The following is a 25,565-nucleotide window of genomic DNA, read 5'->3' on the forward strand; positions in this document are numbered from 1 at the left end:
GGTCGATGGCCCGGTCCGGATCGGGTGCGGGTGGGCGGGGTCAGCCGCCGAGGGGGACGGAGCCCTTGTGTTCCGGGGCCGGGCGGGGTGCGGGCTCCGCGGTCTCGTCCGTCGCGAGGTCGCGTCCCCGGGTCTCCCGCGCGAAGTGCACGGTGATGGCGGTGACGACGGCGGCGGCGCTCGTGTAGAGGGCGACGGGGAGCGCGGATTCGTAGTCCTTGAGGAGTTCCACGGCGATGATCGGGGCGAGCGCGCCGCCGATGATCGAGGCGAGCTGGGAGCCCATCGAGGCTCCCGAGTAGCGGACCTTGGTGTCGAAGAGCTCGGAGATGAACGCGGCCTGCGGCCCGTACATGGCGCCGTGGAAGAGCAGCCCGACGGTGACGGCGAGCGCGATGACGGGGAACGAGCGCGAGTCGACCAGCGCGAAGAACGCGAAGGCCCACCCGGCCATGCCGAGCGCGCCGATGAGGGTCACCCGGCGGCGCCCGATGCGGTCGGAGAGCGCGCCCCACAGCGGGATGGTGACGAAGTGGAACGCGGAGCCGATGAGCACCGCGTTGAGCGCGTCGCTCTTCGGCAGGTCGAGGTGGACGGTGACGTAGACGAGGACGAAGGCCGTGAGGATGTAGTACGAGATGTTCTCGCCGAAGCGGGTGCCGATCGCGGTGAGCACTTCGCGCCGGCTTTTGCGGAACACGTCGACAACGGGCGGCTTCTCCTGTGCCCCGGCCGCTGCCGCCGCCTCGGCCTTGCGCTGTGCCTCCAGGAAGACCGGCGATTCGGTGACGGAGATCCGTATCCACAGGCCGATCATCACGAGCACCCCGGAGAGCAGGAACGGCACGCGCCAGCCCCAGGCGAGGAAGGCCTCCTCGGACTGGACCGCGGCGAGGAGCGCGAGGACGCCGGTGGCGAGCAGGTTGCCGCCGGGTGCGCCCGCCTGGGGCCAGGAGGCCCAGAAGCCGCGGTTCTTGTCGCCGCCGTGCTCGGAGACGAGGAGGACGGCGCCGCCCCATTCGCCGCCGAGGGCGAAGCCCTGGACGAGGCGCAGCACGGTGAGCAGGACGGGCGCGCCGACGCCGATGGTCGCGTGGGTGGGGAGGAGGCCCATCGCGAAGGTGGCGCCGCCCATCATCAGGAGGCTGATGACGAGGAGTTTCTTGCGGCCCATCCGGTCGCCGTAGTGACCGAAGACGACGCCGCCCAGGGGGCGTGCCGCGAAGCCGACCGCGTAGGTGAGGAAGGAGAGGAGCGTGCCGACCAGGGGGTCGCTGGAGGGGAAGAAGAGGCTGTTGAAGACGAGTGCGGCCGCCGAGCCGTAGAGGAAGAAGTCGTACCACTCGATGGTGGTGCCGACGAGGCTCGCGGCCACGATGCGGACGATGCCGGCGCGGGCGGGCGGAGCGGTTCCTTGCGAGGCCATGTGCACCACTTCCGGGAGTTCTGCGGGGACGCTTCCGTACCGGCACAAGGTAGGAAACCGCAGATCAGTGGCGTATATGGCGGAGCACCATGGTTGTGCGCCCGGTGGTGTGACCGGGCACCACGCGGGGTGCAAGATCGGACAGAAGTTACTTTTTGGTATGGCGTGACTTCCCACGCGGCCCGCAGTAGAACTCGTTTCGATTCAGCCAAGAGTGAGGAAGGTCACATGAGCACTACACCCGAGCGTAGCCCTGCTTCTGACGGCCTGTCACGCCGAAGATTCGTCGCAGGAACGAGTTCCATTCTTGGCGCCGCGGCCCTCGCGGGTCACGCCACCTCCCAGGCCCACGCCAGGACGGCTGCGCCCACCGCGTCCGCCCCCATCGCCGACGGCGCCGACGTCCCCGCACTCGTCATCGGCTCCGGGTACGGCGGCTCCGTCGCCGCCCTGCGGCTCGCCGAGGCGGGCGTCGACGTCCACATGATCGAGATGGGCAAGGCCTGGGACACCCCGGGATCCGACGGCAAGATCTTCGCCAACACCACGAGCCCGGACGTCCGTTCCTACTGGCTCCGCACCAAGACCAAGCAGCCCATCAGCAACTTCCTGGGCTTCCCCCTCGACAAGAACGTCCCCCGTCACACCGGCATCCTGGACGCCGAGGAGTTCGGCGGCATCATCGTCTACCAGGGCCGCGGCGTCGGCGGCGGCTCCCTCGTCAACGGCGGGATGGCGGTCACGCCGAAGCGCGAGAACTTCGGCGCGGTGCTGCCCACGGTCGACGCGGGCGAGATGTACGGCACCTACTACCCGCGCGCCAACGCGGGCCTCGGCGTCAACACCATCGACCCCGACTGGTTCGAGACCGCCGAGTGCTACAAGTACGCACGCGTGGGCCGCAAACACGCACAGCGCTCCGGCTTCGGGTTCGTCTTCGTGCCCGACGTCTACGACTGGGACTACATGGAGAAGGAGCAGGCAGGCACCGTCCCCAAGTCCGCGCTCGCGGGCGAGATCCTCTACGGCAACAACTACGGCAAGAAGTCCCTCCAGCAGACCTACCTCGCCCGCGCGAAGGCGACGGGGCGGGTCACCATCTCACCGCTGCACAGGGTCACGTCGGTCACCCCGGCGGCAGGCGGCGGTTACACCGTCACCATCGACCAGATCGACACCGAGGGCACCACCACCGCCACCAAGTCCGTGACGGCCGACAAGGTCTTCTTCGCCGCGGGCAGCGTCGGCACAGCCAAGCTCCTGGTCAAGCTGAAGGCCACCGGCGCGCTCTCCCGCCTCAACGGGGAGATCGGCAAGGGCTGGGGCGACAACGGCAACGTCATGTGCGGCCGCGCGAACCACATGTGGGACGCCACCGGCAAGCTCCAGTCGTCCATCCCCACGGCCGGCATCGACAACTGGGCCGCGGGCGGCGCCTTCGCGGAGGTCGCGCCCCTGCCCACCGGCATCGAGACGTACGCCTCGTTCTACCTGTCCATCACCAAGAACCCGCACCGCGCCGAGTTCACGTGGAACGCCGCGGCGCAGCGGGCCGAACTGAACTGGCAGACCGCCTGGAAGCAGCCGTCGATCGACGCCGCGAAGACGATCTTCGACAAGATCAACGCGAAGGAGGGCACGATCTACCGGACCGACCTCTTCGGTACGTACAAGATCTGGGGCGACCACCTCACGTACCACCCGCTGGGCGGTGCGGTGCTCGGCAAGGCCACCGACAACTACGGTCGGCTGCAAGGGTATTCGGGGCTCTACGTCATCGACGGAGCACTGATCCCCGGCAACACGAGCGTCAATCCGTTCGTCACCATCACGGCGCTCGCCGAACGCAACATCGAGAAGATCATCGCGACCGACCTGTGAGCGCCGCTCCGCACGCGGCGCGAGGACAGGCTCTCAGGGTTGGGGCAGCACACACACCGTGTCGAGGCCGAGCACGTGATTGAGCCGGCCGAACGCGAGCCACGACCCGATGCTCATGCTCAGCTCGACGATCTCGGCCTGGCTGTAGTGCGCGGTCATCCGTGCCCAGAACGCGTCGTCCAGGTTGTGATGGTCCAGGGCGTACCGCTCGGCGTACTCCGCGGCCAGCCTCGTGCGGTCATCGAAGGAGTCGGTGGTGCGCCACTGGGTCACCGCGTCGGCGAACCCCTCCTCGACCTTCTCGCCGTCGCGCTCGGTGCGCCAGTCCAGGCAGAACACACAGCCGTTGATCTGCGCCACCCGCAGCCGCGCGGCCTCGAACTCGCGCAGGCCCAGCGTCGTGTGGGCGTACACCGCGAGGGAGAAGTTGGACGCCGCCGCGCCGATCCCGGGGACCATGTCGCCCCACACGTAGGGGATGGCGTCCTCGCCCTCGGGGATGTCGATGCGCAGGGAACCACTCATGGGTCACTTCCTTCCCAGTCGGCCGGCTGCCGGGCGCAGCGGGACGTCGAGCGCGTCGTAGAGGCCCGGGTCGGCGTCCACGAGCCAGTCGACGGCGTTCACCAGACGGCCCACGGCCGTGGCGTTGCCGCCCGCGGAACGGTTCTCGTCCTCGTCGGTGGCCTCGACCGTGACCTCGATGCGCGGCCTGCCCTCGATGATCACGCGGTGCGCGCCGCCGCCGCCGTCGGGCGGTGTCGGCCAGTCCGGCGCGCAGGACGGGTGGATGCGGGTGACGTGCTCGACGACGATGCGGGGCTCGCCCCCGACGATGCCCTGCACCTCGAAGCGCACCGCGCCCTGCGTGCCCGCGGCGAACTCCCCCATCGTCCGCGTCCGCACCGTGGCGTCGAGGGCCCGCCGGTCCAACGTCTCGCGTATGTCGTCGAGTTGCACGTCGAGCGCCCGCGCCATCAGCCGGATCTGTCCGCCCCACACCATGGTCGGCACGGAGGGCGCGAGCATCAGCGGCTCGTACTCCATGGGGTTCCCCATGCCTATCAGATGGCGGACCGACTCCTCCTGGTCGTACGTCGAGTAGTCGAAGATCTCCTGGCAGCGGATCGCGTCGACGGTGGAGCCCAGGCCGCTGATGAGCAGCGGCAGGACGTCGTTGCCCCAGCCGGGGTCCACCCCGGAGACGAACAGCGAGCCCCCGCCGTCCGCGACCGCCGCGAGCACCGGGTCCCTGAACTCCGGGGGCGCGCCGCGCTGGTCGTAGAGCGGGTACAGCGCGGGGGTGACGACGACGGCACCGGACCGCACCGCCCTGACGACGTCGGCGAGCGCCTCGTCGGGGCGCAGGTCGCCGGAGGCCGCGTACACCACGGCCCGCGGCCGCGCGGCGAGGACCGCCTCGACGTCGTCGGTCGCGGCCACGCCCAACGCCCTTCCCAGACCGGCGAGTTCACCCGCGTCGCGACCCACCTTCCGCGGGTCGTGCACCAGTACGGCCGCGAGCGACAGATCGGGATGGGCCTCGACGGCACGCACGGCCGCGCGGCCGACGTTGCCGGTGCCCCAGACCACCGTGGGAATCATGCGCGGAGGGTAGCGAGGGGCGTCGACGGTTGACAGAGGCGCGGCCCGACAAGAAAAGATACGTTCCCTTCCGCACCGCTCCGAAGTCATGTACCGCCGGTACGCTTTACGCATGCTCCTGGGGCGTTCCGCGGAATGCGCTCGTCTTCTCGCCCTCATCGACAAGGCACGCGGGGGCGAGAGCGGCGCCCTGCTCATCCGCGGGGAAGCCGGCATCGGCAAGACCAGCCTCGTCGGTTACGTCGCCGAACAGGCCGACGACCTGCTGCGGCTCGGCACGCGCGGCGTCGAGGTCGAGTCCGACCTGCCGTACGTGGGCCTCGCCGACCTGCTCCGCCCCGTCCTGCACTTCCTGGACCGCATACCGGAGCGGCAGGGCGCCGCGCTGACCGGCGCGCTCGCGCTCGGACCCGCCGTCGCCCAGGACCGTTTCGCCGTGGCCGCCGGCACGCTCAGCCTGCTCGGCGCGCTCGCCGAGGAGGGCCCGGTCCTGGTCACCGTCGACGACGCGCACTGGCTCGACCCGTACTCCCTGGACGCGCTCGCCTTCGCCACCCGCAGGCTGAGCCGCGAAGGCGTCGTCGTCCTCTTCACCGCCCGCGACGAGCAGGAGGAGGCCGCGTCGCGGCTCGCCTCCGTCGACACGTTCACGCTCACCGGACTCGACCCGGAGTCCGCGCACCGGCTGATCGCCGAGAAGGGCACCGCCGAACTCACCGCGCAGGAGGCGGACCGGCTGCTCGCCGAGGCCCGCGGCAATCCCCTGGCGCTCATCGAACTCCCCGCACTCCTCGCGGGCAGCGGCGCCGGAGACGACGCGGGGGACGGCTCCGGGGCGCCCCTGCCCATCGGCGAGATGCTGGCCCACACCTTCGGCAGCGCCGTGGCCAGGCTGCCCGCCGAGGCGCAGGACGCGATGCTGCTCCTCGCCGTCCTCGGCACGCGTCCGCTGGCGGGCACGGAGGCGGCGTTGCGGGCGCACGGCCTCAGTTACGAATCCCTTGAGGCCGCGGAGGACGCGGGTCTGGTCGTCGAGGAACGCGACGGCTACGCGTTCCGGCACCCGCTCGTGCGCTCGGCGGTCTACCACGGCGCGACGCCCGTGCGCAGGCGCCGGGCCCACCACGCCATCGCCCGCTCCCTGCAAGGGGCGACCGCGCCCGCCCTGGAGCAGTACGCCTGGCACCTGGCCGCGTCCGGCGCCGAACCCGACGAACACGTGGCGTCCCTGCTGGAGAACGCCGCGTCCGGCGCCCCCGACACCCTCGCCTATCCGCTGGCCTCCCGGCTGTACGAGCGGGCGGCGCGCTTCACGCCCGAGGGGCAGCGCAAGGCGGAGCGGCTGCTGTGCGCGGCCCGCGCCTCGCAGGCCGCGGGCTCCCTGAACGAGGCGGCCGCGATCCTCGACCGCGCCCTGGAGCACGCCGAACAGCTCGGCACCCAACTCGACATCCGCCAGCTCCGCTGCTACCTGGACGTGCAGCGGGGCCGTCCGACCCGCTCGCGCGAACTGCTCAGGTCGGCCGTCGACGAGGCGGAGAAGGTCGACCCGGCGCTCGCCGCCGTCATGCTCGGCGGCATCGCCCTCACCGAGCTCGCGATCGGCGACCTCACCGCGGCCCGCGGCACCTCCGCCGCGGCGATGGAGCTCGCCGACTCCGCGCACGAGACGCTGCTGCCCGTACGTCTCCTGCGCACCCTGGTGCTGCTGCTCGGCGGCGACGCCGAAGCGGGCCGCGCACTCCTGCGCGAACTCGCGGAACCCCTCGCCTCCCCCGACCCCGCCTTCCCCTACCCGCTCGCCGGGGTCGGCGGCCTGTGCCACCTCGCCGCCGAGGAACTCGACGAGGCGCACGGCATGCTGGACCGCGCCGCGTACACGGCACGCGGCTCCAGCGCGGTCGGGCTCCTCTCACACCTCCTGTGCACCCTCTCCGTCGTCGAGTTCTGGCGGGGCCGCTGGACGCCGTCGCTCGCCCACGCCGACGAGGCGGTGCGGCTCGCGGAGGCGAGCGGGCAGCTGATCGAGGTGTCGCGCGGGCTCGCCGCCCTGGTCAAGACGGAGGCCGCGCTCAACCGCGAGGAGGACTGCCGTCGGCACGCGGCGAAGGCGATGGAGTGGGCGGGCACCACAGAGCTGCCGATGGACGCGGCGCGTGCGCTCGGCGGGCTGGGCCTGCTGGAACTCGGCCTCGGCCGTTTCGAGGAGGCCGTGCACCACCTGGAGGAGGTGCGGGCGTTCTCGCAGCGGCACGGGCGGGGCGACGGCCTGTACCTGACGTGGGCGGCCGACCTCGCCGACGCGTACGTCCATCTGCGCAGGACCGACGAGGCGCGCGAGGTCCTGGACGTCCTGGAGTACGAGGCGGGCCGCGGCCACCGTCCGGTCACCGCGGGAGCGGCGGCGCGCTGCCGCGGTCTCCTCGAACCCGGGGACCCGGAGGCGGCGTCGCGACATATGCGGCGCTCCCTCGCGCTGCTCTCCGAGCGTCCGGTGCCGTTCGAACGGGGGCGGACCGAGTTCGCGTGGGGTGAGCAACTGCGCAGGCAGGGCAGGCGCAGCGAGGCGCGGCGCCTGTTGGAGCGGGCCCTCGCCACGTTCGAGCGGCTCGGGGCGACGGGCTGGGCGGCGCGGGTGGCAGCCGAGCTGCACGCGGCGGGCGGCACCGAAGTACGCCCCGAGCGTGCGCCCCTGGAACGGCTCACCCCGCAGGAGCTCCAGGTCGCGCTGGTGGTCGGCCGGGGCCTGACCAACCACGAGGTGGCGGAACGCCTCTTCCTGAGCGTCAAGACCGTCGAGTTCCACCTGAGCAACATCTACCGCAAGCTCGACGGGGTGCACCGCAGGGCACAGCTGGTCCGCCTGCTCGCCCAGGCGTCGGAGGCGTCCGAGACGGCGGGGGCGGCGGGGGCGTCCGGGGCCTGACCGCTCGCCCCCCTTCGTGGGAGCGCGCGTTGTCATTGTGGCGTCAGGGGACTGGCTCCTGCGGCGGAGGGGGCCGGTCGGCAAGATCGCCGGCGCTGGCATGCTGGGCGTCGAACCCAGCGGAAAGGCCCCGAATGTCCCTGCACGGCGACCCCACCAGCCCCTCGACCGCCTTGGCACGTGTCGCCGGGCACCGGCAGCGGTTCGAGGCGGCCTTCGCCCAGTACTTCGCCGACTTGACGGACAGCCTCGAACGGCCGCCCCTCAGCGGGTTCGCGCCCCGCTGCCTGGACCTGCTGGCGGAGCTGTCGCTGCGGGGCGGCAAGCGGCTGCGCGTCGCGCTGCTGTACGAGGCGGCCCGCCTCGTCACCGACGACGAGGTGCCCGGACTCGCGGAGGGCGCCCTCAGTCTGGAACTGCTCCAGGCCCACTCGATCATCCTCGACGACATCATCGACGACGCGCCCGTCAAACGCGGGGGCCCCTCGACGTTGTACGCCTGCCGGGAGGATCTGCCCGATCGCCCGCAGAGCGCGCTGGGCATGGCCATGATGGTCGGCGACCTCGCCGGCTTCCTGTCCCTGCGGGTCCTGCTGGAGGCCGACCTCCCCGCCGCCCTCAAACAGGCCATGCTCCAGGTCCAGCTGGAAGCCTCCACCGACACCATATTCGGGCAGGTCCTGGACCTGGAACGCGACCTGCTGCCCGCTCCCGGTCAGGAACTGCTCGACAGCGTCTCCGACTTCAAGACCGCCCGCTACACCGTCCTCGCGCCCCTGCGCATGGGACTTCTGGCCGCGGGCGCCGACCCCTCCGAACACGAGCCCAGCCTGCGCCGTTACGCCGCCCTCGCCGGCATAGGCGGGCAGATCCGGGACGATTACTTCGACCTCTTCGGAGACCCGCAGCTCACCGGCAAGCCCGTCGGCGTGGACGTCCGGGCCGGCCGTCACACCTATGTCACCCGGGCGTTGCTGGCCGCGACCAGCGGCAGCGCGCACGCCGCCGTGCGGGCCGCGCTCCGCTCCCCCGACGCCGACCCGCGGACCTTCGAACGGCTCCGCACCATCGCACTGGACCACCGGGTCGACGTACACCTGCAGGAGACCATCGAGAGGTACGGCGCGGCCGCCACCGCCGAAGCCGCGTCCTGGCGTGCCCACTGGCGCGAGGACGCCGTCACCGTCTTCGAGCAGATACCGCAACTGAACGCCCGGCGGACCGGATGACCGGCTGACCGACCTGAATGCCGTTCCCCGGGCCGTTCAGAGCCCGGCCTTCGCGCCTCTGTCGTCCTGGGCGCCCAGGGCCCATTCGAGAACCGCCATGGCACCGCTCAGCTTCATGGACGCCTGCGTCCAGGCCACCGACCTGGGGCCGTCGAGAACCGCGCCGGAGACCTCGTCGCCACGGCGCGCGGGCAGGTCGTGCAGGAGCAGGGCGCCGGGGCGGCGCGTCATGAACTCCTCGTCGACGTGGAACGGCCGGAACCGTTCGCGCCACGCGGCATCGGACTCACCGGTGCCGGTGGTTCTGCGGCGGGACGTGTAGACGACGTCGACGCCTGCGGGCAGGGAACGGGCCGAGTCGCGGCAGGTGAAGGTGGCCCCGACCGGCGCGGCACGCTTCCTGGCGGTCGTGAGGAGCCCGTCGGGCAGGCCGTGGCCGGGCGGGCAGGCGAAGGTGGCCTCGCAACCCGGAACACCGGACAGGGCGAGCGCGAGCGCCGTCGCGGTGCCGTTGCCCTCCCCCACGTACAGCAGTCGCAGCCCGTCGAGGCTCCCCAGCGTCAGCCGCAGCGTGGCCAGGTCGCAGAGCCCCTGGGTGGGATGTTCCTCCGGCGTCATGGCGTTGACGACGGGCAGGTGTCCGTGGCGGGAGAGGCGGCGCAGGTCGTCGAGCGACCCGGCGGGCCGGGCGACGAGCCCGTCCAGCATGCTGCCGAGCGACCGTCCCGTGTCCTCGACGGCCTCGTCCGTCGGCAGGTGGAGGTCGCCGGGGCCGTACGCGAGGGGGGCGGCGCCGAGACGGACGGCCGCCACGGTGAAGGCGGTCCGGGTGCGGGTGGACGGCAGGGCGAACAGGATGCCGAGCGCGGCACCGGACAAGGGGTCCGCGTGGGCGGTGCGGTCGCGACGCAACTCCAGGGTGCGTTCGACGAGTCGGGAGACGGTCTCCGCGGTCAGATCGGCGAGGGAGAACAGGCCGGTCTCGGGGGCGGGGGGCGGGGCGCCGCGCGAGGCGGTGGCGGTGGCGGTGAGGGGTGTCATGGGTTGTCCTACGCAAGTCGTGGGGCGAGTTCGGGCCCGTCGGCGGTCGGCCTCGCGGCGATGGATCTGACCGCGTCGGACCTGTCCACGGTGGGCCCGACCGCGAGGGGGCCGACCGTGTGGGGCCTGACCGCAGGGCCGCGGCGGTTCGCGACAAGGGCGTGGGCGGTTCGGTCCTCGACCGAACCGCCGGGGTCGTCCCGCCCGCATCGCGGGCTCGCTTCACGCCGTCGTCCGGGACCCACAACCTCGACGGCAGCAGTGGAGCGCGCCCGGTCACGGAGTCGTTCCGCACCCGAGCGGGGGTGCCGTCGGGCACCCCCGTCCCCCGCCCTCGCGACGGTCGCTCCCCCGATCCTGCACGGACCACCCGTTCGTACACCCCCGTAGTACGTCCGGTCACCGGATCTCTTTTCCCCCATCGGTGTTTTCAGGTCCGCCACGGTTCCGCGGCCGTGGGTACACCTTGGCCCCGCGCGCGGGCGAGGGCGACCGTGAAAACCCTGGAGTCCGGGCCCGGGGGCCGGGGTGGGCGGCCGGGTTCGGCGGGACGGGCGGGGCGGATGTGGCGTAGGCACGCACGCCGGGCTTCTCCGCGGGAGTGGTGAGCCGGTGGTTCCGTCGTTCAACCACTCGGCCCTGTGGACGAACCCAGGGTTTTCCTCGGGGAGTTCCGCGTACTCTTTCGCCCGGCTCGTCAGCTCGCCCCCCAGCCGCCGTCCACCGGGAGCGAGGCTCCCGTGACGTAGCCCGTGTGGGGCCCGCACAGCCAGAGCGCGATCTCCGCGACCTCCGCCGGTTCGATCAGCCGCTTGATCGCGGAACGGTCGAGGAGGACGTCCGAAACGACGTCCCGCGGCGCGATGCCGTGCACGGCGGCCTGGTCCGCGATCTGGCCCTCGACCAGCGGCGTGCGGACGTAGCCGGGGTCGACGCAGTTGCTGGTCACCCCGTGCGGGGCGCCTTCCAGCGCGGCGACCTTGCTGAGGCCTTCCAGACCGTGCTTGGCGGCAACGTACGCGGACTTGAAGGGGCTCGCCCGCACCCCGTGGACGCTGGAGATGTTCACGACCCGGCCCCAGCCCCGCCCGTACATGTACGGCAGACAGTGCTTGAGCAGCAGGAAGGGTGCCGTGACCATGAGCCGCTGCAGGTAGTCGAACCGGTCGGGGTCGAACTCCTCGATGGGGGCGATGTGTTGGGTGCCGGCGCTGTTGACCAGGATGTCGACGGCGGTGGGCAGTCCGGGGATCGCGGCCGCGTCGGTGAGGTCCACCGCGTGCGGCACTCCGCCGACCGCGTCGGCCACCGCCTTGGCCGCCTCCGCGTCCACGTCGACGACATGGACCAGGGCGCCGGCGGCGGCGAACGCCTCGGCGCAGGCCCGCCCGATGCCGCTCCCGCCGCCGGTCACCAGGACGGACCGGCCGGTGAAGTGTTCGCTCGTCATGCCCGGAACGCTAAGGAAGCGGGGGCGGGTCCTCCCATGGTCGCGGGCACCACAGTGCGGGGGCGCGGGGTGTGGGCGGGCGCCGTACGGGGCGCACCTCCACGTACCGCGGAAGTTTGCCGTGCACCGTGACTACCGCGGTCGATGGAGCGGGAGCCCAACTCACGGGTTGACGAGAACGCCCGCTCCCGAGAAGTACGTTCTGTCCGAGCGCCCGCCCCGACCGGAGGCGGCGCCGAGGGCAGGGGGACACCCATGGGACCGCACGAGCGCACTCGAATCCGCCGACGCACCGCGACCAGGGCGCTCCTCGGTCTCGGCGTCGCGGCCGGCCTCGCCGCCGGAAGCCTGGCGGCCGCGACGGCGGCCACCGCGACGTCCGCCCATCCCCCGAAGCCAGCGACGACCGCCCATTCCCCGAAGCCCGCCGCACCCAGCACCAGCGCCTCCGCCACGCCGCTCTCGCAGAGCAACCTCGGCCTCACCCCGGCGGAGGCCGAGAAGGTGCAGATCTGGCTCGCGGCGCACTGGCAGTACACGGGCCCGGTCAACGGCGCTCTCGGAACCAGCAGTTGGGCCGCGTTCCAGCGCTGTCTGAGGGCGGAGTGGAACTACACCGGCCCGATCAACGGAGTCCTCGACATGGCCACGTTGAGGCCGCTGCACAAGATGCTGCGGACGAACTGGGGGCTCGCCGAGCCGTTCGACGGGACCGTCGGCCCCAAGTTCCAAGCCGCGTTCAAGCGGTTCGCCAACGGCGTCTGAGAGATTCCCTGCGCGTCGTGCAGTACTGCTTCAACAGCAAACGACATCTGCCGATCTCCGCCCCTTCCGCGCCGTACTTGACGAAATTCCGCCTCTTGACGTCCAAGGAGCGGCGCCGCCGAGGGGGTTCGGCGCCTATGACACCGGCAGTCTCACCGACCCCGGGCTCGCGGTGGCATGGACGTCGTCCACGGCAGACGCGCCCTGAACCACGTGCGAGGGGTCCTCGATTACCACGCAGGACGACTCCTCGAACAGACCGGCGTCCCTGATTCCGCCAACAATTCCCGGGTTGTCTAGACCCATTGACAGCCTTTGTGGCGCTCCCTAATGTCCCGAGAACCGCCAGAAGAACGACACCGCACCTCGATCTCGCGTGGGGGGTTCGTGAACAGCACACCCGGTTCCGGCGACATCAAAATGGCAGCTCCCCAGAATCGTGAAGGTCTGCCCCTCGTCAGTCTTGATCAGGCCCACTCACCGCAGAAGGTCCTGGCACACGGCGAATTGCTGCGGCGTTTCGTGGCGGGGCAGGAGATCAAACCCGTCCACATGCGGATCGGCATCATGGGCGCCTGCAATATGCGATGCAATTTCTGCAACTTCCACTCGCCCAACGAGGAGCAGTTCTACGACCTGTTCTCGTTCAAGGACTCGATCGCCACGGACAAGGCGGTCACGCTGCTCCGCGAGTTCGCCGCGAACGAGGGCCGTGCCGTGACGTTCTGCGGCAGCGGTGAGTGCACCATCCACCCCGGCTACGCGGACATCTGCCACGCCGGCCACGCGGCGGGCCTGCGGATCGGGCTGATCACCAACGGATCGCGCCTCGGCCGCCCCAAGGTCGCCGACTGCGTCGCGCAGACGCACACCTGGGTCCGCATCGGCCTGAACGCGGGCACGGAAGCCACCTTCGACGACATCACGCGCGACCGCGAGCAGACGTTCTCGAAGTTCATCGGCTCGGTCGGCAAGCTCCGCGAGAACGCCGTCGACCCGGACTTCCGCATCGGCTTCAACTACGTGATCACCCTGCAGAACTACCGGGAGATCATGGAGGCGGCCCATATCGCCCATGAGTCCGGCGCGCATTACGTGCGCTTCGAACCCGAGTTCTACAGCGCTCTCGGACACGAGACCATCGAATCCGTGATGCCGGAGATCTCCGAATCCCTCACCCGCGCCGCCGCGCTCTCCACGGACGCCTTCGAGGTGTCGGTCCCCAAACTGGACCGCGGCCCGATGGACCAGGTCGAAGAGGTCGAGGGCGACTTCGAGCACTGCCACTACAGCCGGTTCGTCACGGCCGTCGGCGCCGACGGAAATCTCTACCCCTGCCCCCAGGTGCACCTCAACAGCCGCTACCTGATCGGCAACGTCCTCGAACAGGGATATGCGGACGTCCTGGACGGCGGGCCGCGCGCCGAGTGGGAGGCGTCCAACCCGCGCAGGACCGACCTGTGCAAGTCGTGCTTCTACCGCCCCCAGAACGAGCTCCTCGAGCTCCTCAAACGCGGTCAGATCAAACTCGACGAGGCCCTGGACGCGTACGCGCTGGAAGTGCCCAGCACCCTGCACGGCGACTTCGTCTGAGCCGCACATGCAACTACGCCACCTACGCCGGCTCCTCGCCACCGAGCCGACCCTGCGGCACGCCAAGAACGCCAAGAACGCCGACAGTGCCGGCGGTGTCGGGGAGCACGCCGGCCGCGCCCGCCGGGTGCGCGCCGTCGTCGAGCGGCTGGCCCGTGTCGAACGGGCCCCGCTCGTCACCGTCGAAAGCACCGCCTCGGTACGCGAAGGCCTGCACCACGAGCGGCTGGTGTTCCAGTCCCCCGTACGAGGCTCTTTCGACGGGACGCTCCTCGCCCCGCTCGACCCGGCGCCCGGCCCCGCCGTCCTCGTGCTCGGCGGCAAGAACGCCCGCCTGGACCAGCTCACCGGAGACGTGCCGCCGGACCACCCCGACCGCAACGTCGCCGAACAGCTGGCGCGGGCCGGTTTCGTCACGCTCTCCTTCGACCACGGCATCGGCGGCGGCCTGGACGCCGGACGCAGGGCGGGCCGGGACGAAGGGACACTGCTGGCCCACGCGTTCGCGCTGACCGGCCGCTCCCTGCTCGGCGCCCTCACCGGCGACGCCCTGGGCGCCCTCGACGTCCTCGACGCCCACCCGCGCGTCGATCCGCTCCGCGTCGGCCTCTTCGGCCACAGCCTCGGCGCGGCGGTCGCCCTGCACACGGCGCTGCTCTCCGGCCGCCAGGACGTCCCGCTGTGCACGGCGAGTCATCTCGGCAGCTACCAGGCCCTGTTCGAGCGGCTGTTGACCGGCCACGAGGGCGCGGTGCTCCCCGGCATCCTGGAGTACGCCGACCTGCCCGACCTGTACGGCACCCTCGCCCCGGCCCCGCTCCAACTCCAGTACGGCACCGCGGACTCCTACCTGGACCCCGACGACGCGCGGGCCGCGGCCGACGCCGTCCGGGAGACGTACACGAACGTCGGCGCCGAAGTCGAGGTCCACGAGCTCGCCATGGGACACGGCACCCACGTCGGCCACGCGGCGGGCTTCTTCACGCGCACGCTCGCCACAACCCGACCGCCGACGCAGGCCGCGCCCCAGGTGCCCGCCCAGCGCATCCACTTCGAGGTCGACGAGCGGCGTACCGTACTCGACCGCGTCGACGCCGCGCTCTCCTCCGGCATCCTCACGCAGGGCCCGCAAGTGGCCCGCTTCGAGGAGCTGGCCCACCCCTGGACCGGCACGGACACCGCCGCGGTGGCCTCCGGCTCGGCGGCGCTGGAGATCGCCCTGCGCATCATCGGCGTGGCGGGCCGCACGGTACTCGTACCGGTCAACACGTTCTTCGCGACGGCGGCCGCCGCCGTGCGCGCCGGGGCGGCCGTGCGCTTCGTCGACATCGAGCTCGACGGCCTCGGCATGGACCCTGACGCCCTGCACGCCGCCCTCGACCGGCACCCCGACACCGCCGCCGTGCTGCCCGTCCACATCGGCGGCATCGTCTCGCCCGCCCTCGACCCGGTGCTCGCCCACTGCCACCGGTACGGCATCCCCGTCGTGGAGGACGCGGCGCACGCCTTCGGGGCCACGCTCGACGGCCGCCCCGCGGGGAGCTTCGGGCGGTTCGGCGCGTTCTCGTTCTTCCCCACGAAGGTCGCGGTGAGCGGCGAGGGCGGCCTGCTGTCGGCGGCGTCGGCGGACGACCTGGAGCAGGTGCGGCGCTGGCGCGACCACGGCAAGAGCGCCCAGGGCTCGACGCTGCACGACCGGCCCGGCGGCAACTGGCGCCTGAGCGAACTGCACGCCGCCGTCGGCACGGTGGACCTGGAGCGCTTCACCGGCACGCTGGCCGCGCGCCGCGTACTCGCCGCCCGCTACGACGCACTGCTCGCGGACGTCCCGGGCATCCGCCCGCACGCCGTGCCCGCGGCGGCGGGCAGCAACTACTACAAGTACCTCGCCTATCTGGATCCCGACGGCCCGCTGGACCGGCCGCTCCTGAAGAAGCTCCTGCGGGAGCGGCACGGTGTGGCGCTGGCCGGTGAGGTCTACGACCACTTGCTGTGCGATCACCCGCAGTTCGCGCGCCAGCGTGAACTGGACGCCGCGGGAGGCCCGTTCGAGCGGGCCCGCTGGTTCGCACGGCACCACGTGGCGCTGCCGCTGTACCCGTCCCTCACGGAGGCCGAGCAGATCCGGGTGGTCGCCGCACTCCGCAGCGAGCTGCCGTGACCCCCGAACCCCCTGTCGCAGAGACGATCTCCGCCTTCCGCAGAGGGGAATGGCGCACCTCCCTTGACCGAGCACCCCTGCCCGGACCCGCCGGACGGGAACTCGCTCTGGTACCGGAGATCGTCGCCGACGCGGACCGGCGGTGGTGGGACAGCGGCCTGCCAGGCCTTCCCCTGCTGACCGGACGCCGTGAACTCCTGCTCACCGCACTGGAGTTGTTCGCCGGAGACACGCTCACCGTCGGAGGCGTCGGTGAGCAGAGCGGCGAGGCGTTCCGCGCGGCGCTGTGGGAGAGCGCGGGGCTGCCGGGCCCGTTGGTGGACCGGTGGTGCGCGATGCTGCGGGACGGCGTCCTGAAGAAGGACGACGTCCCCGAGCCGGACGGCGCGCTGGCCCTGGTCGCGCTGCCGGGCAACACCTTCACCTGCCTGGCCGCGGTCTGCGACCAGGCCGAGCGCTCGGCCGGGGTGTGGCTGCGCCCGAGCCGCCGCGAACCGCTCTCCGCGGCCCGCCTCGTCGCCGCCCTGCTCGCGGCGGGCTGGCCCCGGGCCCGCCTCGGCTTCTATCCGGGTGAACAGCGCTCCCTGCACGGCCTGTTGCGGCTGACCGACCGCCACGTCGTCTACGGCGGCGCGGGGCTCGCCGCCTCCGTCCGCTCCTCCCCCGCGCTCACGCTGCACGGCCCGGGCCGCGGCTGCGCGCTCGTGCCGCCCGACATGCCGACGGACGACGCCGTGGCGTGGCTGCTGCCGCTGATCGCGGCGGACTCGGGGCGCTTCTGCAGCAACGTACGGACCGTCGTCTGCGAGAAGCCCGACGCCGCCGCGGCCCTGGCCACCAGCCTCGCCGCCGCCCTCGACGCGCTGTCCCCGGACGGGGCGTGGCCGCTGACGGCCTTCCGCGAGCCGGGCGCGGCGGAGCGCGTGACCCGCGGCGTCCGCGACCGTCTCCGTCCCGGCGACCGCGTCCTGACCCGCAGGCCGCCCGTCCTGCACGGCACGGCCGGCGACGTGTACGCGCTGCCCCATCTCGTGCTGCTGGAGGGTCACTTGACGTCGCCCACACCGGGCGCGCAGGCCCCGGACGCCACGGATACCTCCGCGACTCATCCGTTGATCGGCCACGAGGTCCCCTTCCCCTTCGCCGCCGTCCTGAGCGCCTCCCCCCGTGCCGCGGACGCCATCATCGCCGAATCCCTGTTCGTGTACCGCCCAGCGAAGTGAGGCCCGCATGACCACCGGCTTCGGCACCCTGCCCGACAGACTGCGCGAGCGCGTCCCGGAGCTCGGCATCGGCCTCGACGCGTGGACGCGCCGCATGATGCGCTGGCACTTCGACCCGGAGACCGGCAGCCCCTTCTGGGTGGCGCGGCGCGGGAAGCTCGGCTTCGACCCGGTCGAGGACATCGGCGGCTTCGCCGACCTGGATCGTTTCGGCCTCTTCGACAAGGCCGAGCTGCGCGCCGCGAACGTCCGCGACCTGCGCCCGCGCGGCTACCGCGACCGGCCCTTCCGGGTCTTCGAGACGGGCGGCTCCACGGGCCCGCCCTGCCGGATCGTCAATGTCACCCGCCTCGCGTACGACGTGGAGGTCTACCGCACCGTGCTGGAGGCGCGCGGCGTCGCGGGCGGCGACATCCTCGCGATGACGCCGAGCGGACCGCACGCGTACGGGCACTTCGTGGAGGGCCTCGCCGACAGCTGGTGCGGCGCCGTGCACGCGATCGACTTCGACCCGCGGTGGGTGAAGGCCGCGCTGCGCGCGGGCGGCGAGGCAGGCGCCTACACCGCGCACCTGATCGACCAGACCCTCGCGCTGCTCGCCACCGAACGCCCTTCGCTGCTCTTCACGACCTCCCGGCTGCTCGTCGAGCTGTCGATGCGGCTGCCCCGGCCCCTGCACACGTACGGCATCCGCGCGGTCTGCACCGGCGGCACCTCGTGCACCGCAGCCGAGGCCGAGTTCCTGCGCGAGGAGCACCTGGCGGGCGTGCAGTGGATCGACACGTACGGGAACACGCTGGTCGGCCACGCCCTGCAGGCCGACCCCGTGCCGGGCACTCCCGCCGTGGCGGGCGGCACCGGGCACTCCTACCACCTGCCCCCGCCCTTCGCGGTCCTGAAGGTCGTCGACGACTCCGACCCGTGGCGCGAGGTCGAGGTCGGACAGCGGGGCCGGGTGCGCGCCACGACGCTCCTGGAGGACCTGTTCCTGCCGAACCTCCTGGAGCGGGACAGCGCGGTCAGAACCGGGCCGCACCCGTGGTTCCCCTGGGACGGGGTGGCCGCCGTGCGGCCCTTCGTGGAGTCCGGGGACGCCGCCGAGGAGGCGGTGGAAGGCGTCTACTGACCGGTCCGCAGGCCGGACCGCCCGACCCGAAGGATCGAGGGACACGCATCGTGAACCTGTCGTCGAACGGCGTACCGATACCCTTCACGCCGGAACTCTTCGGCCCGCTGCGCCCGAGCGCGGACCTGCTGGGGACGAGGGACGCCGGCGCACTGCGGGAGCGGCTGCACGCGGACGGCTATCTGTATCTGCCGGGGCTGCTCGACCGCGCGGAGGTGCTGCGCCTGCGCGGCCGGTACTTCTCCCTCTTCCCACCGGGTCTGCTCGCGCCGGGCAGCACGCCCGAGGACGGCGTGTTCTCCGGCCACGTGCCCGAGGACGTCCCGGAGTACGGAGTGGCGGGGCACCCGGCCTACGCGTTCGTGCGCTCGGAGCCCTTCGCCCAGTTCGTCGCGAACCCCGTCCTGTCCGAGCTCGCCGGTCAACTCCTCGACGCGAAGGCGGAGATGCTGCCGCGTCGCATCCTGCGTCACTTCCACCGCGGCACCCGGCGCGCCTCCCGCGCCCATGTCGACTTCGACTACATGGACGAGGGGTCGCCGCGCGTCGTCACCTTCTGGATCCCGGTCGGCGACTGCCCGCCGCCCACCGGAGCCCTGGTCTACCTGGAGGGCTCCCACCGGCTGCCCCCGGAGGAGTACGCCCCGCTGCGCGACACCACCGACCGGCCCGGCGACCGGCGGCAGATCTGCCACGACCTGGAGCTGACCGCCCGCACGCTCGGCCGCCGCTGGCTGTACGCGGACTTCGCGGCGGGCGACGTGATGGTGCACCTTCCCCGCATCATCCACGCGTCCCTGGACACGACGACGGACGCGATGCGCCTCTCCGTGGACACCCGTTTCGTACGCTCCGACGACAGCCCGGACCCGCGCTGGCTCCGCCCGTGGTCGGCGGACGACGGGGCGTGATCCACCGCGCCCCGCATGTTCTCACCCGAACACCGGCACCGGGCGCCCGCCCGCCGCGTCCGACCGCTCCGCCGCCGCGATCACGTCGTCGACGAGGCGGCCCTCCGCCACCGGGCACACCGGCTCCCGGCCGGTCGCCACGGCCACGGCGAAGTCGGCGAGCAGCGGCTGGTGGGGGTTGGCGGGCGGCGGAAGCAGGAGCGGGGGTCCCGGGGGTGCGTCGATTCGGCCCGCGTCCAGGGGTGCGAGGGTCAGCGTGCGGCCGCCGCCCGCCAGCCGGAAGCGGTCCAGGGGAGGGCCGTTGCCCCACTCCACGAGGCAGTGCGCCCGTGTGCCCGAGGGCCAGCCCAGGGTGAGTTCGGCGCGTCGTTCCGCGCCCCGCGGGAAGCGGTCGCCGAGCCGCGCCGTCAGCTCGTGGGGCCGCCCGAACAGATGGAGCAGCAGGTCGATCCGGTGGCTTCCGGCGTCCGCGAGGACCCCGCCACCGGACAGGGCGGGGTCGGTGCGCCACCGCATCGGGTCGTCGGGGCCGGGCGCGAAGGCGCACCGGAAGTGCACCTCGACCAGGTCCGGCGTCCAGCCGTCGAGTTCCTCGCGCAGCCGTCGCACGGCGGGCGCGAGCCTGCGGTAGTAGGCGACCCCCGCGCACCGCCCCGCCGTGTCGAGCGTGTCCCCCGTGCCGAGGCCGCCTGCGAGCGGCTTCTCGATCAGGACGGGCAGGCCCGCTGCCAGGACGGCGCGGGCGAGCGGCACATGACGTACGACGGGGGTGGCGATGTACACGGCGTCGACGCCGTCGAGGAGCACGTCGACGTCGGCGCCGGACCTGGCGATGCCGTGGTGCTCCGCGGTGCGCGCGGCGCGGTGTGGGTCGCGGCCCCAGAGGGCCGCGGGCTCCTCGCCGAGGGCGTACAGGGCGGGCAGGACGCGGCGGGTCACGATGTCGCCGTATCCGGCGATGCCCCACTTCACGACGGTGTCCCCCACTTCACGGCGACTCCCCCGCTCAGGGCACGATCGCCACCTTCAGGGTCTCGGGCGGCGGGCCGTCGTAGGGGGCGTGTTCGGCGTCGGGGTAGAGGGCGCGGCTCGCGGAGAGCTGCTCCATGGCCTTGGGGAGTTCGTCGAGGGGGTACGTGTGCGTGTGGAGGTCGGGCAGGCGCAGGGCGTCGGTGCGGCGGTGGGCGAGACGTTCGGCGACGGCGAGGGCTTCGGCGCGCGCGGTGTCGAGGGGTTCCGCGGAGCTGTGCACCCGCAGGCCCTTGCGTTCCCAGGTGACCAGGTCGACGGTGACGTGCGTGTCGACGTGGTGCGTGCCGAGGAGGACGACGAGGCCGTTCTGTCGTACGAGGCCCACGCAGGCGTTGAGTGTCGTGGGGGTGCCCACGGCGTCGACGGCGACGTCGAAGTCGGCGCCCACGGCAGCGAGTTGTTCGGCGCTGCCGTCCACGCGCCGCACCGCGTCCGCACCCGCCGCCGAGGACCGTTCGAGCCGCCAGTCGTCGAGGTCGACGGCGACGACCTCGGCCGCGCCGCGCGCCACGGCGACCCGCAGCGCCATCTGCCCGACGGGCCCCTGCCCGACGATCGCGACGCGGTCGCCGAGCCGGACGCCGCGCGTGGCGTGCACCGCCAGCGGGAGCAGTTGCAGGAGCGCACCCTGCTCGTAGGGCACGGCGTCGGGCAGGGCGCCCACGGAGACCTCGCGGGCCAGGGCGAACTCGGCGTATCCGGTGGTGAGCGGGGTGCGCACGAACACGCGCTGCCCCGGCACCACACGCCGCACTCCGGCCCCCGTCGCCTCGACCACTCCGGCGATCTCGTGGCCGAAACAGCCCTGGGAGCAGTGCTCGCGCAGTCCGTGGTAGTGGAAGTAGGCGAGGTCGCTGCGGTTGCAGACCGTGCACGCCCGTACGCGGACCAGGACCTCGGAAGGTCCTGGCTCCGGCACGGCCACGTCGGTGACCAGCCGGATGTCGCGCCTGCCGACGAGTTCGTACCTGCGCATGACTCTTCTCCCCTCAGCGGACTCCAGCAGACCCCGGCGGATGCGACCTGCGGAAGTCTCAAGGATTCCCCAACTCGCGCCCCATCATGGTGGATTCGCCCGGCTCGACCGGTTCCGACTCCTTGACAGCCCGGTTTGGTACGAGCCAATATCCACTATCCGATTGGCCTGGACCAATCAGCAGGAGCCCCGTCGCACACCCTGTGCACCCGCACACCGCGTGCACCGCACGTCCCACGCAACCCGCAACTTCGGAGGTCGCGCCATGGCACCGAGCAGTGACCCGACTCTGGAGCACCTCGCCCACTCCGTGCTGCAGCCCGGCTTCGAGGGCACCACGGCCCCCGCCTGGCTGCGCCGCAGGATCGCCGAGGGCCTGGGCTCCGTCGTGCTGTTCGCACGGAACATCGAGACGCCCGAGCAGGTCGCCCGGCTCACCACGGACCTGCGCGCGGAGAACCCGGACCTGATCGTCGCCATCGACGAGGAGGCGGGCGACGTGACGCGCCTGGAGGCGTGGACCGGCTCGTCCCGCCCCGGCAATCTCGCCCTCGGCGCCGTCGACGACATCGACCTGACCGAGCGGGTCGCCCACGACATCGGCCGCGATCTGCACGCCGCGGGGGTCTCCCTCAACTTCGCGCCGAGCGCCGACGTGAACTCGAACCCGCTCAACCCGGTGATCGGCGTACGCTCCTTCGGCTCGCGCACCGACGTCGTCTCCCGCCACACGGCCGCCTGGATCCGTGGCCTCCAGGAGGCCGGCGTCGCCGCCTGCGCCAAGCACTTCCCCGGCCACGGCGACACGGTCGTCGACTCTCACTACGGCCTGCCCCAGGTGAAGGGCACCGCCGAGGAGATCGCGCTGACCGCGCTGCCGCCGTTCATCGCGGCGATGGAGGCGGGCGTGCGCGCCGTCATGACCGCGCACCTCCTCGCCCCCGCCTACGACCCGGACCTGCCCGCGACCCTCAGCCACCGCATCCTGGTGGAACTGCTGCGCGGGGAGCTGAACTTCGACGGGCTGCTGGTCACCGACGGCATCGAGATGGGCGCGGTCACCGACCGCTACGGCATCGACGGCGCGACCGTCAAGGCGGTGGCCGGTGGCGTGGACGCCGTGTGCGTGGGCGGCGAGAGCGCCGACGAGGCCACCTTCGACCTGCTCTCCACGGCCCTGGTGAAGGCGGTCATCGACGGCACGCTGCCCGAGGCCCGGCTCGTCGAAGCGAGCACGCGTGTACGGGAGTTCGCGGCCTGGTCCGGCGAGCGGTCCCGTGCCGTCGCCCGCGCGGCGGGCCCCACCGACATCGGCCTGGTCGCCGCCCGCCGTGCCGTGCGCGTGCACCACCGCTCCGGCACGGCGAACGCCTCGCTGCCCGTCGTGGGCGTACCGCACGTCGTGGAGCTGTCCCCGACGATGAACCTGGCCATCGACGGCCACACTCCGTGGGGCGTCGCCGAACCGCTGCGGGACCTGCGCCCCGGCACCACGTCCGTACGCCTCACGGAGCCCGACCTCGCCCACGCCGGCGACCTCCTGGACCGCGAGGTCCTGACCCCGGCGACGGGCCGCGCCCTGGTGGTCGTGGTCCGCGACGCGGCCAGGCACCGCTGGATGACCGACACCCTCAACCGCATCCTGCGGTGCCGCCCCGATGCCCTGGTCGTCGAGATGGGTGTCCCGGGGGGCGACACGCTCGGCGCCACCCGTCTGATCACCCACGGCGCGACCCGTGTCTCGGGCATCGCGGCGGCGGAACTGCTCGCGGGCGGCGGCCTCACCCCTTCAGCGGCCCCTCGCAGCTGAAGTCCGCGCTGCCGGCGCGGCCGTCGGACCAGATGTCCACCTTGCCGAACGAGCAGTTCATGTCGGCCAGGTTGTTGTCGCCCGCCGTGGACCGTTCGAGGAGGAAGTAGTCGACGGTCTCCGACATGTCCTTGAACACGGCGTCGGGGTCACCGGATGCGCCGAGGTTCGCGGTGATGCGGCCCGTGCAGGTGTAGCGCGGACGCTCCGGCGCACCGTTCGACCGGCAGTCGGGCGTGATGCCCGTCGTCGCCGCGACGGAGGCACGGACCTGGTCGGCGGTGGTGTCGCGGAGCTCGGCGACCGGCACGAACTTCGTGTCGGGCACGAAGAGGTCGTCGACGTGCGCGATCTGCTTGTCGAGGAACGCGTCGTACTGGCTCTGCAGGCCGCTGTCCTTGCCGAGCCGGTCGCGCCAGGCGTCGAAGCGCGCCGGGTCGTCGGCCCGCAGGTATCCGTACATCTCCTTGAGCAGGGCGGGGCGTTCGGTCCACAGGAACTCGAAGAACGTCCCGGCGTAGTCGTAGAAGCGGAAGCCGTCGCCGTCGTAGGTGGCGTGCAGGAGCTGGTCGACGGTCATCCGCGGGCCGCCGTTCGCCGTGTCGTCGATGATGCCCCGGACCAGTGACTTGCGGACCTTGATGCCGTCGTCGCGGGTGGCGCCGTCGAAGAACTCGGCGGTGCCCTCGTCCATGGCGGTGGTCCGGTCGCCCTGGTACCACGGGCCCTCGCCGAAGAATCCCGGCACGGCCCAGCGGCCGTTGAGGTAGTGCGTGTACTCGTGGCGGAAGAGCTCCTCCAGCGTCAGCGTGGAGTCCTGCGGGACGCGCCGCTGGTAGGTGTAGAAGGTCGCGCCCCGCTCGATGTAGACGCCGCCGTTGTTCGTGTCCATGCCGGTGAGCAGCGGGTGGTAGTTCTCGTAGTCGGCGCGCGAGGCGTAGAGGACCGTCGTCAGCGTGGTGTTGGGGTCGCCCGCCAGCGGCTCCTGGGTGCCGACGACCCGGTGGAACTGCGCCTTGACCTGCTTGCTCGCGTAATAGAGCTGGTCGACGGTGCCCCGGTCGAGCGCCGTGCGGACCTTCATGCCGCCCTTGTCGTACGTGTAGGTCTGCGGGAAGAGCCGGCGCTCGATGTCGGCCTTGCACAGCTTGTACGGCGCGCAGGCGCCGAACTCGTTCAGCCAGGTGGCGACCTTCGCCCAAGGGGCGCTGCCCTCACCGAAGTTGCGGACGGTGACGTCCACGAGCCCGCCGAGCCCGGAGACGATCTCGCTCTTGAGCCCGTCGATCTGCCCGAACCTGCCGTACTCGCTCAGCGCGTCGCGCACGACCCAGGCGTTGGCGGTGCCCTTGAGGTGGGTGTACGCGCCGAAGGCCTTGAAGGCGGCGCGGTAGGAGGGGTCGGCCTTCACCGCGGCGTGGAAGGCGGCGTCCTGGTTGCCGGGGTACACGCCGAGGTAGCTCAGGGAGAGCGCGGCGAGCGCGGAGCCGGCCCACGCGGTGTCCTTCGCGGTGCCGGGGTGCTTGGCGTCCATGGCGGCCAGCACCCGCTTGATCAAGGGAAGTTGGTGCTGCCGAAGGCCCGGCGCGCTCGCCGCGTAGAGCGCCTCGCGCAGCGACTCGGCGTTGGTGCGGGTCACGTCGAAGGTGCGCGACGCGGAGCCGAAGGCGTCGACGGCACGCCTCATGGCATCCACGGTCGGCCCGTCGGTGACGTCGATCTCGTCGTGCGAGAAGTCCTGGTAGGCGACGGCGTGGAGATACGTGAACATCTCCAGGAGGTTGCTGCCGTTCTTGCCGTCGTGGGCGGCCGCGATCCCGGCGATGCGGCGGGAGACGGCTTGGACGTGGGCGTCCGACATGACGGGGGCGAGCCGCGCGTCCCACGTCCAGACGAGGGTGCGGAGGCAGCCGTCCGCGGTGACGACGGGATCGGCGAGGAAGTCGGCGAACCGGTCGGGCGAGAGTCCGGTGACGCCGTCGAGGGTGCAGGGCACGGCCTTCGCGGAGCCCGCTTTCGGCTCCGCTCCGATCGTCGACTTCACTTTCGGCTTGGGCGTGCGGGCGCCGGGCACCCGGCCGTCCTTGAGCCCGCCGGGTGCCGGGATCTCGCGGGCGCCCGGCTTCGGGGCTCTCGCCAGGCGTTCGACCACGTCCTGGGGGTTCGGGGCGGCGGGCGCCGCGGCGGTGCGGGGCTTCCCGGCGGAGGGGGCGGGCTCGGCCGCGTGTCCGAGCTGGACGGCCGAGGCGCAGAGGGTCGCCGCTATCGCGCCGGCAAGCACGGATCTGCGCAGGGTGCGTAGACGTATCTGGGACTTCTGGGACACCGATGGCTCCTGTGTGGGAGGTGGGGGCATGAGGTGCTGCCACTGCGTCATGTGATGCGTAACGTAGTAATGTGATATTGCACT

18 protein-coding genes are annotated in these 25,565 nt (G+C 72.2%); 10 read left to right on the top strand and 8 right to left on the bottom strand.

Annotation, left to right across the window (positions count from 1 at the left end; translation table 11 throughout):
* Positions 1-40 precede the first annotated feature (40 nt).
* On the bottom strand, positions 41-1,426 hold the full coding sequence (locus DEJ48_RS05475; RefSeq protein WP_150214972.1) for an MFS transporter: 1,386 nt from the start codon (positions 1,424-1,426) through the stop codon (positions 41-43).
* Positions 1,427-1,654: 228 nt separating this feature from the next.
* Between DEJ48_RS05475 and DEJ48_RS05480 the strand changes: the two genes are divergently transcribed.
* On the top strand, positions 1,655-3,307 hold the full coding sequence (locus DEJ48_RS05480) for a GMC oxidoreductase (protein ID WP_190537222.1): 1,653 nt from the start codon (positions 1,655-1,657) through the stop codon (positions 3,305-3,307).
* 33 nt (positions 3,308-3,340) lie between these two features.
* On the opposite strand, the gene DEJ48_RS05485 is transcribed toward DEJ48_RS05480, so the two are convergent.
* Positions 3,341-3,832, bottom strand: coding sequence for a carboxymuconolactone decarboxylase family protein (locus tag DEJ48_RS05485; protein ID WP_411757423.1), 492 nt, complete (start codon positions 3,830-3,832; stop codon positions 3,341-3,343).
* Between the two features lie 3 nt (positions 3,833-3,835).
* Positions 3,836-4,912 carry a dihydrodipicolinate reductase gene (locus DEJ48_RS05490; RefSeq protein WP_150214974.1) on the bottom strand — a complete coding sequence of 359 codons (1,077 nt, stop codon included), beginning with the start codon at positions 4,910-4,912 and terminating at the stop codon, positions 3,836-3,838.
* A gap of 112 nt (positions 4,913-5,024) precedes the next feature.
* Between DEJ48_RS05490 and DEJ48_RS05495 the strand changes: the two genes are divergently transcribed.
* Positions 5,025-7,838, top strand: coding sequence for a helix-turn-helix transcriptional regulator (locus tag DEJ48_RS05495; protein ID WP_190537224.1), 2,814 nt, complete (start codon positions 5,025-5,027; stop codon positions 7,836-7,838).
* 134 nt (positions 7,839-7,972) lie between these two features.
* Complete coding sequence (locus tag DEJ48_RS05500) at positions 7,973-9,067, top strand: polyprenyl synthetase family protein (protein WP_150214977.1); 1,095 nt, start codon at positions 7,973-7,975, stop codon at positions 9,065-9,067.
* Between the two features lie 36 nt (positions 9,068-9,103).
* Here DEJ48_RS05500 and DEJ48_RS05505 read toward each other — a convergent pair whose 3' ends face one another.
* Both DEJ48_RS05505 and DEJ48_RS05510 read right to left on the bottom strand, forming a co-directional pair.
* Positions 9,104-10,108 carry an ornithine carbamoyltransferase gene (locus DEJ48_RS05505; protein WP_150214979.1) on the bottom strand — a complete coding sequence of 335 codons (1,005 nt, stop codon included), beginning with the start codon at positions 10,106-10,108 and terminating at the stop codon, positions 9,104-9,106.
* A 697-nt stretch (positions 10,109-10,805) separates the two neighbouring features.
* Entirely contained in the window at positions 10,806-11,558 is a 753-nt protein-coding gene (locus tag DEJ48_RS05510; RefSeq protein ID WP_150214980.1) for a 3-hydroxybutyrate dehydrogenase, read from the bottom strand.
* A gap of 255 nt (positions 11,559-11,813) precedes the next feature.
* On the opposite strand from DEJ48_RS05510, the gene DEJ48_RS05515 reads away from it, so the two are divergent.
* The 6 genes from DEJ48_RS05515 (at position 11,814) to DEJ48_RS05540 (ending at position 19,337) form a co-directional block, all read left to right on the top strand.
* On the top strand, positions 11,814-12,323 hold the full coding sequence (locus DEJ48_RS05515; RefSeq protein WP_223831908.1) for a peptidoglycan-binding protein: 510 nt from the start codon (positions 11,814-11,816) through the stop codon (positions 12,321-12,323).
* Between the two features lie 387 nt (positions 12,324-12,710).
* On the top strand, positions 12,711-13,916 hold the full coding sequence (locus DEJ48_RS05520) for a radical SAM protein (RefSeq protein WP_223831909.1): 1,206 nt from the start codon (positions 12,711-12,713) through the stop codon (positions 13,914-13,916).
* 7 nt (positions 13,917-13,923) lie between these two features.
* Positions 13,924-16,077: a DegT/DnrJ/EryC1/StrS family aminotransferase gene (locus DEJ48_RS05525; protein ID WP_150214981.1), complete on the top strand. Its 2,154-nt coding sequence runs from the start codon at positions 13,924-13,926 to the stop codon at positions 16,075-16,077.
* On the top strand, positions 16,074-17,300 hold the full coding sequence (locus DEJ48_RS05530) for a hypothetical protein (RefSeq protein ID WP_150214982.1): 1,227 nt from the start codon (positions 16,074-16,076) through the stop codon (positions 17,298-17,300). The genes DEJ48_RS05525 and DEJ48_RS05530 overlap by 4 nt, the downstream gene beginning before the upstream one ends.
* Positions 17,301-17,307: 7 nt before the next feature.
* Complete coding sequence (locus DEJ48_RS05535) at positions 17,308-18,426, top strand: hypothetical protein (RefSeq protein ID WP_150214983.1); 1,119 nt, start codon at positions 17,308-17,310, stop codon at positions 18,424-18,426.
* 50 nt (positions 18,427-18,476) lie between these two features.
* Positions 18,477-19,337, top strand: coding sequence for a phytanoyl-CoA dioxygenase family protein (locus DEJ48_RS05540; protein WP_150214984.1), 861 nt, complete (start codon positions 18,477-18,479; stop codon positions 19,335-19,337).
* A 21-nt stretch (positions 19,338-19,358) separates the two neighbouring features.
* Here DEJ48_RS05540 and DEJ48_RS05545 read toward each other — a convergent pair whose 3' ends face one another.
* Together DEJ48_RS05545 and DEJ48_RS05550 are read right to left on the bottom strand one after the other, a co-directional pair.
* On the bottom strand, positions 19,359-20,324 hold the full coding sequence (locus DEJ48_RS05545; RefSeq protein WP_150214985.1) for a Gfo/Idh/MocA family protein: 966 nt from the start codon (positions 20,322-20,324) through the stop codon (positions 19,359-19,361).
* A 19-nt stretch (positions 20,325-20,343) separates the two neighbouring features.
* The gene (locus DEJ48_RS05550; protein WP_150214986.1) at positions 20,344-21,345 is read right to left on the bottom strand and encodes a zinc-dependent alcohol dehydrogenase; all 1,002 of its coding nucleotides are present in this window, start codon (positions 21,343-21,345) and stop codon (positions 20,344-20,346) included.
* A gap of 265 nt (positions 21,346-21,610) precedes the next feature.
* Between DEJ48_RS05550 and DEJ48_RS05555 the strand changes: the two genes are divergently transcribed.
* Positions 21,611-23,155 (top strand): glycoside hydrolase family 3 protein, encoded by a 1,545-nt coding sequence (locus DEJ48_RS05555; protein WP_150214987.1) that lies wholly within the window; start codon positions 21,611-21,613, stop codon positions 23,153-23,155.
* Here the strand turns inward: DEJ48_RS05555 and DEJ48_RS05560 are convergent.
* Positions 23,127-25,481: a collagenase gene (locus tag DEJ48_RS05560; RefSeq protein ID WP_223831910.1), complete on the bottom strand. Its 2,355-nt coding sequence runs from the start codon at positions 25,479-25,481 to the stop codon at positions 23,127-23,129. The two genes, DEJ48_RS05555 and DEJ48_RS05560, sit on opposite strands and share 29 nt — an antisense overlap.
* Positions 25,482-25,565: the final 84 nt, after the last annotated feature.

This window comes from Streptomyces venezuelae (genome assembly GCF_008642315.1).
Classification (GTDB): Bacteria; Actinomycetota; Actinomycetes; order Streptomycetales; family Streptomycetaceae; genus Streptomyces; species Streptomyces venezuelae_D.

What these genes read in the sequence shown, in the direction of transcription:
- DEJ48_RS05485 (WP_411757423.1), bottom strand. Translation starts at nt 3,832, where the DNA reads ATGAGTGGTTCCCTGCGCATCGACATCCCCGAGGGCGAGGACGCCATC.
- DEJ48_RS05480 (WP_190537222.1), top strand. Translation starts at nt 1,655, where the DNA reads ATGAGCACTACACCCGAGCGTAGCCCTGCTTCTGACGGCCTGTCACGC.
- DEJ48_RS05525 (WP_150214981.1), top strand. Translation starts at nt 13,924, where the DNA reads ATGCAACTACGCCACCTACGCCGGCTCCTCGCCACCGAGCCGACCCTG.
- DEJ48_RS05505 (WP_150214979.1), bottom strand. Translation starts at nt 10,108, where the DNA reads ATGACACCCCTCACCGCCACCGCCACCGCCTCGCGCGGCGCCCCGCCC.
- DEJ48_RS05555 (WP_150214987.1), top strand. Translation starts at nt 21,611, where the DNA reads ATGGCACCGAGCAGTGACCCGACTCTGGAGCACCTCGCCCACTCCGTG.
- DEJ48_RS05500 (WP_150214977.1), top strand. Translation starts at nt 7,973, where the DNA reads ATGTCCCTGCACGGCGACCCCACCAGCCCCTCGACCGCCTTGGCACGT.
- DEJ48_RS05535 (WP_150214983.1), top strand. Translation starts at nt 17,308, where the DNA reads ATGACCACCGGCTTCGGCACCCTGCCCGACAGACTGCGCGAGCGCGTC.
- DEJ48_RS05475 (WP_150214972.1), bottom strand. Translation starts at nt 1,426, where the DNA reads ATGGCCTCGCAAGGAACCGCTCCGCCCGCCCGCGCCGGCATCGTCCGC.
- DEJ48_RS05515 (WP_223831908.1), top strand. Translation starts at nt 11,814, where the DNA reads ATGGGACCGCACGAGCGCACTCGAATCCGCCGACGCACCGCGACCAGG.
- DEJ48_RS05510 (WP_150214980.1), bottom strand. Translation starts at nt 11,558, where the DNA reads ATGACGAGCGAACACTTCACCGGCCGGTCCGTCCTGGTGACCGGCGGC.
- DEJ48_RS05490 (WP_150214974.1), bottom strand. Translation starts at nt 4,912, where the DNA reads ATGATTCCCACGGTGGTCTGGGGCACCGGCAACGTCGGCCGCGCGGCC.
- DEJ48_RS05495 (WP_190537224.1), top strand. Translation starts at nt 5,025, where the DNA reads ATGCTCCTGGGGCGTTCCGCGGAATGCGCTCGTCTTCTCGCCCTCATC.
- DEJ48_RS05550 (WP_150214986.1), bottom strand. Translation starts at nt 21,345, where the DNA reads ATGCGCAGGTACGAACTCGTCGGCAGGCGCGACATCCGGCTGGTCACC.